The 10,208-nt window shown below is 65.9% G+C and carries 9 protein-coding genes, 1 tRNA gene and 1 pseudogene; all 11 read right to left on the reverse strand.

From position 1 onward, the window contains the following. Positions 1-213: pseudogene (locus ACESNG_RS15440) on the reverse strand (hypothetical protein); the annotation flags it as partial. After that, positions 210-1,760, reverse strand: a complete 1,551-nt coding sequence (locus ACESNG_RS15445; RefSeq protein ID WP_373062125.1) for a UDP-N-acetylmuramoyl-L-alanyl-D-glutamate--2,6-diaminopimelate ligase — start codon at positions 1,758-1,760, stop codon at positions 210-212. The pseudogene ACESNG_RS15440 and the gene ACESNG_RS15445, both read right to left, overlap by 4 nt. After that, positions 1,757-3,913 carry a penicillin-binding transpeptidase domain-containing protein gene (locus tag ACESNG_RS15450; protein WP_373062123.1) on the reverse strand — a complete coding sequence of 719 codons (2,157 nt, stop codon included), beginning with the start codon at positions 3,911-3,913 and terminating at the stop codon, positions 1,757-1,759. Before ACESNG_RS15450 ends, ACESNG_RS15445 begins: the two co-directional genes overlap by 4 nt. After that, positions 3,910-4,287, reverse strand: coding sequence for a hypothetical protein (locus tag ACESNG_RS15455; protein ID WP_373062121.1), 378 nt, complete (start codon positions 4,285-4,287; stop codon positions 3,910-3,912). The genes ACESNG_RS15450 and ACESNG_RS15455 overlap by 4 nt, the downstream gene beginning before the upstream one ends. Continuing rightward, entirely contained in the window at positions 4,287-5,237 is a 951-nt protein-coding gene (rsmH, locus tag ACESNG_RS15460; protein ID WP_373062119.1) for a 16S rRNA (cytosine(1402)-N(4))-methyltransferase RsmH, read from the reverse strand. Before rsmH ends, ACESNG_RS15455 begins: the two co-directional genes overlap by 1 nt. Positions 5,238-5,443: 206 nt before the next feature. Beyond that, complete coding sequence (locus ACESNG_RS15465; protein ID WP_373062117.1) at positions 5,444-7,147, reverse strand: tetratricopeptide repeat protein; 1,704 nt, start codon at positions 7,145-7,147, stop codon at positions 5,444-5,446. A gap of 226 nt (positions 7,148-7,373) precedes the next feature. Further along, positions 7,374-7,447: transfer RNA gene (locus ACESNG_RS15470), tRNA-Val, on the reverse strand. Between the two features lie 133 nt (positions 7,448-7,580). Then, on the reverse strand, positions 7,581-7,751 hold the full coding sequence (locus ACESNG_RS15475; protein ID WP_373062115.1) for a hypothetical protein: 171 nt from the start codon (positions 7,749-7,751) through the stop codon (positions 7,581-7,583). A 60-nt stretch (positions 7,752-7,811) separates the two neighbouring features. Further along, a complete protein-coding gene (locus ACESNG_RS15480) occupies positions 7,812-8,885 on the reverse strand; it encodes a peptidase MA family metallohydrolase (RefSeq protein ID WP_373069644.1) in 1,074 nt (357 codons plus the stop codon). After that, on the reverse strand, positions 8,816-9,715 hold the full coding sequence (locus ACESNG_RS15485; RefSeq protein WP_373069646.1) for a tetratricopeptide repeat protein: 900 nt from the start codon (positions 9,713-9,715) through the stop codon (positions 8,816-8,818). The genes ACESNG_RS15480 and ACESNG_RS15485 overlap by 70 nt, the downstream gene beginning before the upstream one ends. A 20-nt stretch (positions 9,716-9,735) precedes the next feature. Continuing rightward, positions 9,736-10,185, reverse strand: a complete 450-nt coding sequence (locus ACESNG_RS15490) for a chemotaxis protein CheW (RefSeq protein WP_373069648.1) — start codon at positions 10,183-10,185, stop codon at positions 9,736-9,738. Positions 10,186-10,208: the final 23 nt, after the last annotated feature.

Raw genomic sequence — 10,208 nt, forward strand, 5'->3', positions numbered from 1 at the left:
CACGTCGAAGCGTTCGCCGATGAGCGCGACGAACACGTCGCCACGGGCCATCGCGCGCGTGTCGGTGGAGACACCGGCCAGCGGACGTGGGATCCGCGGTCCGGTACCCAGCGCATCAGCCACGCGCTCGAAGGTCCAGTACGCATGCGCATGGTCGGGCGCGACGGCGGGAATCGCGCTGAACGCGGTGCCGGCGGTTGAGAAAGCGGTCACGCAGAATGGGGCGGACTGTGAGGAAGGACAGCCGGCATCGCGGCCGTGAGTTCGCGCACGATCTCACGTTCATCGAACGGATACGACGTCGTACCGCGTATCTGATAGGTCTCGTGTCCTTTGCCGGCCAACACCACCACGTCGTGCGGTGTGGCGATGCGCAGGGCGTGGGCGATCGCATCGCGCCGATCGACGATTCGGACGTGATCACGCCGCGTCATGCCCGCCTCGATGTCGTCGAGAATACGATCAGGATCTTCGGTGCGTGGATTGTCACTAGTTACGATCGCGACGTCGGCCAACGCCTCGGCAAGACGGCCCATCTCGGAGCGCTTGCCGCGATCCCGGTCGCCGCCGCAGCCGAAGAGCACGATCAGGCGGCTGGACGATCCGTTGTCCTGCCGCGTGAAGGGGCGCACGGCGCGGAGCGCGCGATCGAGCGCATCGGGTGTATGTGCATAGTCACGCAGCACCGTGGGCGCCGTGTGCAATCGTTCGAGACGACCCGGCACCTGCGGTGCGCACGACAGTCGCTCCGCCACGTCGGCGATCGGCATGCCCAAGGCCAGTGCGACGGCGGCGGCACCAAGTGCGTTGGCGATGTTGAAGTCGCCGATGAGCGGCAACGACACCGACTGCGCGCCGTGCGGCGACACGAGCAGGAAATGGCTGCCTTCACTGGTGAACGTGACATCGCGGGCCGAGATGTCGGCACCCGACTCGCTGCCGAACGTCCACGACGTGGGCGCGTTGGTCACACCGCGCCAGGACGGATCGTCGGCATTGAAGAGGGCCACGCCATCGCGCGCCAGCAGTCCCACCAGCCGCAACTTGGCGGCACGATACGCCTCCATCGTGCCGTGATAGTCGAGATGATCGCGCGTGAGATTGGTGAACACCGCCGCCGCGAACGAGAGGCCATCCACCCGTCGCTGATCGAGCGAGTGCGACGACACTTCCATCGTGACCGTGCGCACGCCACGATCGAGCAGTTCACGCAACACGCGCTGCAACTCCACGGGGCCTGGTGTCGTGAGTCCGCTGCCACCGGGCATGGCCACGCCGTCACTGCCCAGAAGCACACCGAGCGTACCGATCGACGCCGCCGGTCGCTCGGGGGCATCGAGCAGATGACGCAACAGGCCGACGGTGGTCGTCTTGCCGTTGGTGCCGGTCACACCCACCAGTGTGAGATCGCGCGCCGGCCAGCCATGGAAGGCGGCCGCGGCCACCGCGGCCGCTCGTCGGCCATCGCGTACCACGATCGCCGGGAGTTCGGCGGCCGCCGCTGCGGCGGCGCCATCGGCCGCGTCCTCCACCAGCGCGAGCGCGGCCCCACTGGCCTTGGCCGACGGCAACCAGGCATGACCGTCCTGGACGGCACCTTTCACCGCGATGAACGCTGATCCTGCGGTCACGCGCCGACTGTCGTCGATCACGTCGGTCACCGAGGTCGGCAGATCAGCGCCTGCTGACACCAGCAACCCGGCATCGCGCAGCGCATCGAGTACGACCGACACGTTTACCGTGCGCGAGGTCGTACTCACTTGGCCGACTCCATGCGCGGCATCTCCAGTTGCACCGTGCTGCCCATGCGCAGCAGCGTGCCGGCAGCGGGACGAGTGCGCACCTCGGACCCCGGCGCGACGCTCACCTGAAAGCCGGCCGCGTAGAGTGTGCGCGTGGCCTGCCGCACGTCGAGCCCGAACACGGATGGCACCACCCGCACGTCGCGTTGGTCGCGCGCGATTGCCTTCGGCGCCTTGAACGGCAGCGAGACGACCACGCGCGCGGCAGCGGGCGCTGGCTCCGCCTTCGGCGGCGGTGGTGCCAGCAGTGAGTCACGCCGCAAGGAGTCGCGCGTCGCGAGCGCCAGTGCTTTCTCCGATTTCGGCTTCGCGACGGGCACCGGCATCGCCTTCGCGACCCCCGCCAGCGCATTGCGATCGAGCGCCGAATTGCGGGTCGCGAGCGCGGCCTGCAAAATCCCGTTCACGAGCGTGCCAGAGACGATACCGCCATAGTACGTCCCCTTGGGATCGATGATGCGCGCGACGAGCACGTACTGCGGTGCCTGCGCCGGGAACATGCCGGCGAACGTCGCATTGTACTTTCCCACGAGGTATCGCCCGTTCTCGCTGCGTCGCGCCGTGCCCGACTTGCCGGCCACATCGAAGGTGGCCAGCTCGGCGGCCGTGCCCGTGCCACTGTCGACCACCGACGCGAGCAGGCCACGCATTTCCGTTGCGGTCCTGGCCGTAAGTACGCGACGTACTACGCGTCGTTCGTGGCGATAAATCGTCGCCCCCTGCGCGTCGCGCACTTCCTTGACCAGAGCCGGCTGCAGCAGTTCACCACCATTCGCGATGGCAGCATAGGCGAGGGCAATCTGCAGCGGAGTGGCCAGCACTTCGTAGCCGATGGAAACCGCCGTCTGGGTACTGCCACTCCAGCGCGCGGGCAGCGGCAACGACCCCTTCGATTCGGCCGGATAGGGCACACCAGTGAGCGAGCCGAAGCCGAAATCACGCATCGCTTCGAACTCTTCGCGTGGCGTCAGGCGTAGCGCCAGCTTGGCCGTGCCGATGTTGCTGGAAAAACGGATCACGTCGCGCACCGGCATCTGCGCGGCCTTGTGTTCGTCGGTGAGCGGCCGTTTGCGACCGGGCAGCATCGCGCTGCCGTTCTCGGTGTTGATGATCTCGTTCGACGTGGCCTTCCCCATATCGAACAGTCGCGACACGAGAAACGGCTTCATCACGGAGCCCGGCTCGTAAGCCAGCGCCATCGGCGTGCTGGTGCTGGCCGGCTTGCCGTCGCGCACTCCGGCCAGCGCGAGCACCGCACCATCGCGCGGATCGAGAATCACGACATCGCCGCCGGTGCCGCCGGTGCGGACCAACGCCCGCTGCAGTTCGTTCTCCGCAATCTCCTGCAGCGCCTGATTCACCGTGAGCGTGACCGTATGTCCCGGTAGCGCGTCGACACTGACCAGCTCCGGCGACTCCACATTGCCGGCCTTCGGATCCTTCACGACAGCCCGCCGGCCTTCTTGTCCACGCAAGAACGAATCGAGTTCCAGTTCGATGCCGCCAACGGGTGCATCGTCGGCATCGACGGCGCCGAGTAGGCCGCGCAGATTGTCGCTGGCCGAGTTGATCCGACGGCGAACCCGCTCGACGTGCACGCCGGGCAAGCCGGCAAAGCGCTCCACATCGGAGGGCGAATAGAGCCTGGGCAGCGAGACCCACTTCTGATTGGTGTCCAGCGCCTTGCGAATCTGCGACTCGGGTACCGACAGCGCACGCAGTCCATTGCGAATTACGGTGCGCGTTTTCACGAGCGGGTCGCCGCGCTTGGCGTTTCTGCGGCGCACATCGCGAATCTCACGCGGCGCGATGCTCAGCTTCATCTGCTCGCGCGATTCCACCAGCACGGTGCCAGTGGCATCGGTAATGGCCCCTCGCAGCGGTTTCACCGTTTGCTGATCCACGTGCTGTCGGTCAGCGGTCCGCAGCCAGGTGTCGTGCTCCACGATCTGCAGCTGCACGGCGCGGGCCAGGATCGCGACGGCAAACACAACGAGTCCAGCGTGCACGATCATGGAGCGCGCGCGGCTGACCGTGGCTGGCGTGTTCACGACATCGGCGACGGGCCGTAGCCCGTGCGCGGCGGCTTCTCGAATCGGTCCGAACATCATGAGCGCGAGGCAGAGTCGGGTGCGGCGGTATCCGGGCGAACCGGATCGGCAAACATCGAATCGGAGAGCATGCGGGTTTGCGCGTCAGTAGCCACGTGTAGTCCCAACCGACGTTCGGCCTCACCGATGACGCGACTACGGGCCATGGCAGCTCGGATGTCGCGATCGAGCGTGGTCTTCTCTGAGATGAGCGCCCGCTGGCGATCGATCAGCCGTTCAATATCGCGCGCGGTGGCCACCCCGACACTGCGCCGCCACACCGCAAGTGATGCGACCACCACGAAGACGCCTAACCCGATCGCGACCCAGGCGCGCCCCTTGAGGGGACCTCGCGAGGTACGACGGGTGGTGCGCTTCGCGGAGGCGGCGGCCATCAGCTCGCGAACTTCCAGGCACGCAGGCGCGCGCTGCGGGCGCGCGGATTCCCGTCCACCTCTACGTCAGTGGCGTTGATCGGGCGACGCGTGAGCGTGTCGCCAAGAGGCATGCCGCGGCAGGTGCAGATCATCTGTCGTGGCGGGCAGATACAGGCCGTGCTCCAGTCGCGGAAGGCATTCTTGACGATGCGATCTTCACCGGAGTGATAGCTGATGATCGCCAGCACACCGCCGGGGGTGAGTCGATCGCGCAGCAACGGCAGCGCGTGTTCGAGCCCGGAGAGCTCGTCGTTCACGGCAATGCGGATGGCCTGGAAGATGCGCGCGAAGTCGGGCGCGCCACTGCGCGGTCCGAGCACGGCGCGAATCGCATCCACCAGATCATCGGCGGTAGCGAAGGGCCGCCGCTCGCGGCGTCGCACGATCTCGCGCGCCATGCGCGCCGCCCGCGGCTCGTCGGCATAGGCCCGCAGCAGCGCCGACAGATCGACTTCATCGATCGTGTTCAACAGTTCACCCGCATCCGTCTCGGCGTCAGTTCCCATGCGCATGTCGAGCGGCGCCCCCTCGCGGAAGGTAAAGCCGCGACTGAGATCGTCGAACTGGTGCGAAGACACGCCGAGGTCGAGCAGAATGCCGTCGAAGTGCTCGATCGGGGCAAGCCCGGCGGCGTCGAGGGCGGCGTAGTTGCCGAGCAAAGCGCGGAACTGTCCGGCCCGCTCGAAATCGGCCAATCGTTCGCGCGCCGATGCGAGCGCCCGCGGATCGCGATCAATGCCGCTGACACGCATGCCACGTTCGAGAAGGGCAGCGGTGTGCCCGCCACCGCCCAAGGTGCAATCGAGAACGGTCGAGGCGCTGGCGAGCAGCGTCTCGATCTCGGCCAGCAACACTGGGACGTGGTAGGCGCCAACGCGCCCTGATGGGAGAGTACGAACCGGGCTCACGCGCGTAATGGGGACTTGTTAGGGCGCGTCATGTTAGTGAGGTACTGAGTGCACCGTCAAGCGATGATGACGCGTTCAAGAATGTGTATTACCCGTATTCGCGCACGGATGTGATGGTGCCTGTGGTATCCCGTGCGCGGACGGGGGGAAAACGAACGGGCCCACCGTCGGAGCGACGGCGGGCCCGATGTCCTACGAAGGTGGTCTTACTTACAGAACGCCTTCACCATCTGGTCGGCCGACGGATCGAGCTGCATTACGAAGCCCATGTACTGGCGCATGGCGTCCGGGGCAAACGTGCCGCCCTTTGGCAGATTGATCTGGGCGTCGACGAAGAGATTCTTCGCTTCCTTGGCCAGTGCACAGCTTTTTTGCTCACTAGCCGCCGTCAGCTTGAGCTGGCCATACACAACGCCAGCCGCACCCAGGAGAAACTGCGCCTGAGCTTTCACCGGTCCCTTCGAGACCGAATCAGCGTAGTTGAGCGTTGAGATCATGGCATCGAACTCTGCCGGGAGCTTGCTCGCCTGCGCCTTCTTGAACTGATCGTTGCCGATTTGCACGAGAATCTGCCGCACGAGCGTGCTGGTGTCGCCGGCCGCAATCAGCGCTCGAGCCGCAGGAACGACCTCCACGGTGCGGTTCAGATCCTTGAGGAGCGTGAGCCGCAGGAACGCTGAGTTATCAACGGACACCTTGGCGGCCGTCGCCTTGTCCAACGCTTCGAGCGCCTGCTGGTTCTGACCGGCCTTCTGGAGCGCCACGATCTGCGTGAACGAAAGGCCGGGGTTGCTGGGGAACTTGGCCAGACCCAACGCGGCCATCTCGGCCGCCTTCTGGAACTGGCTGTCCGCCGCCATGGCCGCTGCGGAGAGCACGAAGTACGTGGTGTCGGCAAACGACGTGTCGAGCTTCACGAGTTCTTCGCCCTGCGCGAAAGCTTCCTTGTAGTCGCGCGTGGCGAGGAGAATGCGCCAGCGAAGACGGAGCAGGTCCGGATCGCCCGGGTTGAGCATCACGGCCGTATCGATAACGGGCTTTGCGAGGCGCGGATTGGCGACGCTGGCCAGCTCTTCGACGACGTCCTTTTGTAGACGCGGGTTTTTCGGATCGGTCGCGAGGAGACGCGTGAGCGACACCACGGCCGAGTCCTGCTGACCAAGCGCACGGTATGAGGAGGCGAGAATCGCGAGGCCCGGACGACTCTTGGGGTCGATGGCGACGATCTCTCTGGCAATCACAAGCTGCTCAGCGGACGGCGCCTTCTGTGTGATCATCACGTTCGCCATGCAGATGCGGGCGAGCGTGGCGCGCGGGTACAGCACGAGGCCTTCCTTGGCCGCTGCGATCGCCGCGTCGTACTTCTGTTCGCGAGCCAAGTTGATGCACTTCTTCTCGGCGTCGAGCTGCTTGCGGGCTTCCTTCAGCTCCTTCGAGATCGCGCCGGCGGCATCGCCCACCGACTTCACGTCGTACGAGCCGATCGGCTGCACGAGCGCATTATCGCGGGCGAGTACCAGGTTCGCCTCGACCTTCACACCGGTCGCCGTCTTGGTGACGGTTCCGGTTACGTACTCATCGGCGCGGAGCAGTGTTGCGAGCGCGCGCTGGTCATGCGCTTCAAGAGCGTCGGCGATGGGGAAGCCGGAGGCTTCCAGCGTGGCGTTGATATCCGTTTTGGGCAGGACATAGACCTGCTTGAACGGGAACTCGCTGTTCATGCGCGAGCGCACCGCATCGGAGGCCTGCACTCCCAATCCCTTCTCAGCAGCCTTGAACACCGCCACGAGAACACGTGTGGCGTTCGGGTCGGGGACCCGATTGTACTGAGCGGACGCAATCGACGGCACCGCAAGGGTACCACCGAGGGCGAGACCGATTCCGGCGAGCGCCTGGAAATGCCGTGACATCAATGTCGTAACCTCCGCACCGTGAGCCGTGGATCCGGCATAATGCCGGCCTACCTGCAACCCGAGTGGCCGTGCGCGAGCCAGGCGGGTCTGGGGGGAACTGCAGAACTTGAAGAGCGCCTGCGCATCGTGCAAGCATCTGGCCGAAGCCGAAGCAAGTCGGTACGGACATCACATCCCGAACGAATCGCGCCACACCGCCGCGCGGCTGCACGGTAGAGCCGAGTGGGCGAAGAGGGACTCGAACCCCCGACATCCTGCGTGTAAGGCAGGCGCTCTAACCAACTGAGCTATTCGCCCGGTGATACTACGCGCCGCATTACCCATTGAGAAACTACAACGGACGGGGAGCGCTGTTCCCGCTTGAGGCACAACTTAACCGGATCGTCACGTTCGGTAGGGCCATCGGACCGCCCTCGGCCGTCGTGTCCGCTCAGCCTTTCAGGATGGCAAGCGGTACCAGCACCACGTAGCCGATCACGAGCAGCAGTGGTGCGATGGTCTCGCCGCCACGGGCAAGATCCACGTAGCCGACCACCAACGAGAGTGCAGCGGCGCCCCAGTACATCAGGGCGCGAGAGCGGGGCTTGTCGATCGAAGTCATGGCGCACGATACCGCTAGACCAAGCAGCACGGCAAGGGCGCGGTCAGACCGGCTTCGTTATCAGAAGACCCCGGTAGTCCCGGATGGACCCGCGTTCTGTCCCAGTTCCTGTATGACGTCCCGTCCACCGTCCTGTCCCGCATCCAACAGCGCCTGCAACGCGGAGGCCCGAGCGGCAGCCTCTTGTGCCACATCGGCCGCCCGCATCGCTTCCAATTTCTGCCGGTCGCGGCGCCGCTTGCTGATGTACAACGGCACCAGCAGCACGCCGAACAGTCCGAACACCGCAGAAATGTTGGTCACCAGCGAAAGGGCCCCGTAGCGGCGCCGCGTGCGCGCCTGCCAGTGCTTCTCGAACTGGTCACCCGTGATCCCGTACGCCTGCCGGACCGCCTTCTCCATTGAGCCGGTCGCTTTCCAATAACTGAAAAGATTGGAGAGCCCGTTTATCGGATCGAGCGCCTGCAGTTCGCTCACCACGCGGTAGGCCATTGCGTAGCTCCAGCTTGCCTCCGATGCACCGGCAAAAAAGCCGTCCTCCAGCCGTTGAAGGGAGGGCAGCGTGCGCCACACCATCGTCAGGGACGTTTCGAAGGCCGCATCGCGGGTCCACTCGCCGGCGGCGACGCTGGCGTAGCCTTCATCGAACCAGCGCGGTGGCAGACGCCCCATCTGCTCGTGCAGCGCGAGGTGGGCCAGTTCGTGACGCAGCACGGCCACCGGATCGCCGGCATCGCTGCCCGCCCCACCGCCCTGCAGGACCAGCCGCTGCTCGTCGGGGATCGCAATGGCGGCGCCCCACTCCGGCGCGTGCGGACCCACCCATTGCCGGAATCGCTCGGCGTTCGGAGCCACCGCGATGAGCACATGCGCCTTCGGACGCGGCAGTCCGGGAAAGCTGTCGTTCGCCTGCGCCGCCGTGAGCAGCGAGCGGGCCAGCCGGGCATCACGCGCCTCCGCGACCACTGTGAAACGACCCTCGTCGAGCCGCACACCAGGTGCCATCGGCGTCTGCGCCGAGACGGCGCGTGCACCGGCAATCGCCGCCACGAACAGCGCGACCGTCAGTCGGTGCGCGGTGGCGCTCCGCCCTGCTCTACCTGCCCCAGCAGCTCCGCGCAGCGTTTCCCCCATGGATTGAACTTGTTGGCCTCTGCACCCGAACGCCACGCCGCGAGCGCTTGATCGCGGCGATCGGCGAACCAGTGCACGCGTCCAAGTTCATACCAGCTCTGCAGCAGGTTTGGTCCGAGCTCGAGGGCCTTACGGAAGAATGTCTCGGCGTCGTCGTACATCTCGCGCTCGCGGTACACCATCCCGAGATAGAGATGCGCGTACAGCGTGGCTTTCCGGTCGAGGTCCAGCCGGATCACGCGCGAGAGATGTTCGATGGCCTCGCCATAGAGCCCTCGCCGGAGGCAGATGTAGCCCACGTTGGTGTGCGCCAGCGCGTATTCGGGGTCGCGCCCCAACACGCGCTGAAAGGTGGCGAGGGCAGCGTCGTATTGCGGTTGCATCATCTGCGCCCACCCCAGCAGCGTCTCCGCTTCGTTGCTGCCCGGTGCCAGTTCCAACGCCCGGCGAAGCGCCACGTCGGCGCCAACCGGATCGCCCAGCGACAGCTTCGACCAGCCCTTTTCGATAAACGTCGACGCGCCCAGATGATCAATGCGTCCCGAGCCGGTGAACCCCGTCGGCGCGGCGGCCGCTGATGCGGCGGCCGCTGATGCGGCGGCCGCTGATGCCGCGGCCGCTGGCGCGCCGTCGAGCGATTTCCAGCGTTCCACCAACTCCTTTACGTTGGCCTTGAACGTGAGCGCAGCCGAGACCTTGGCATCGGCGTCGCGGAAGAGCGCGATGATCTGCTCTTTGAGCCGATCGCGTTCGTCCGGCGCCGGCTGGGCGGACAGGGCGTCGCGAATGGCGTCAAAGCGCGTCTGCAGGTCGGAACCGGTATGCGGCATGGCGCGGTCACATGACAAAGTCAGCGGAGCAAGCGAACGAGGTCGAGCACCAGAACAGTACTTCCCCCTCGCGCGAAGGTGGCGATGGCACCGATGCGATGAACATCGGGATGGTCAGCCGGCAGCGGGCGCACCTCACTGGCGTCCACCGTGATCACTTCATGCACCGCATCCACCGGCAGCGCCCACCACTGGTCGTTCACGTGGGCGACGAGCACGCGGCGCAGCGCCACGGTGCCGCCGCCGAGTGTGAGTCCAAGTGGAGAAGCCAGATCGGCGTACGGGAGCACGCGTCCCTCGAACGACACGCTGGGGTTGTCGGTGGACGGGCGCAGCACGCGATCGATGAGTTCGACCGGCCCCGCGAGCCGATGCTCGCCGATCGAGAAACAGACGAACGTGGCGCGTTCCACCGTGCTCACGGCGCGACGGCGCACGGCGAACATCGCCGTCGACTTGAACTGGCTCACGGGCACCTCACGAGTGTTTCACG

The sequence above is a fragment of the Gemmatimonas sp. genome (assembly GCF_041689975.1).
Classification (GTDB): Bacteria; Gemmatimonadota; Gemmatimonadetes; order Gemmatimonadales; family Gemmatimonadaceae; genus Gemmatimonas.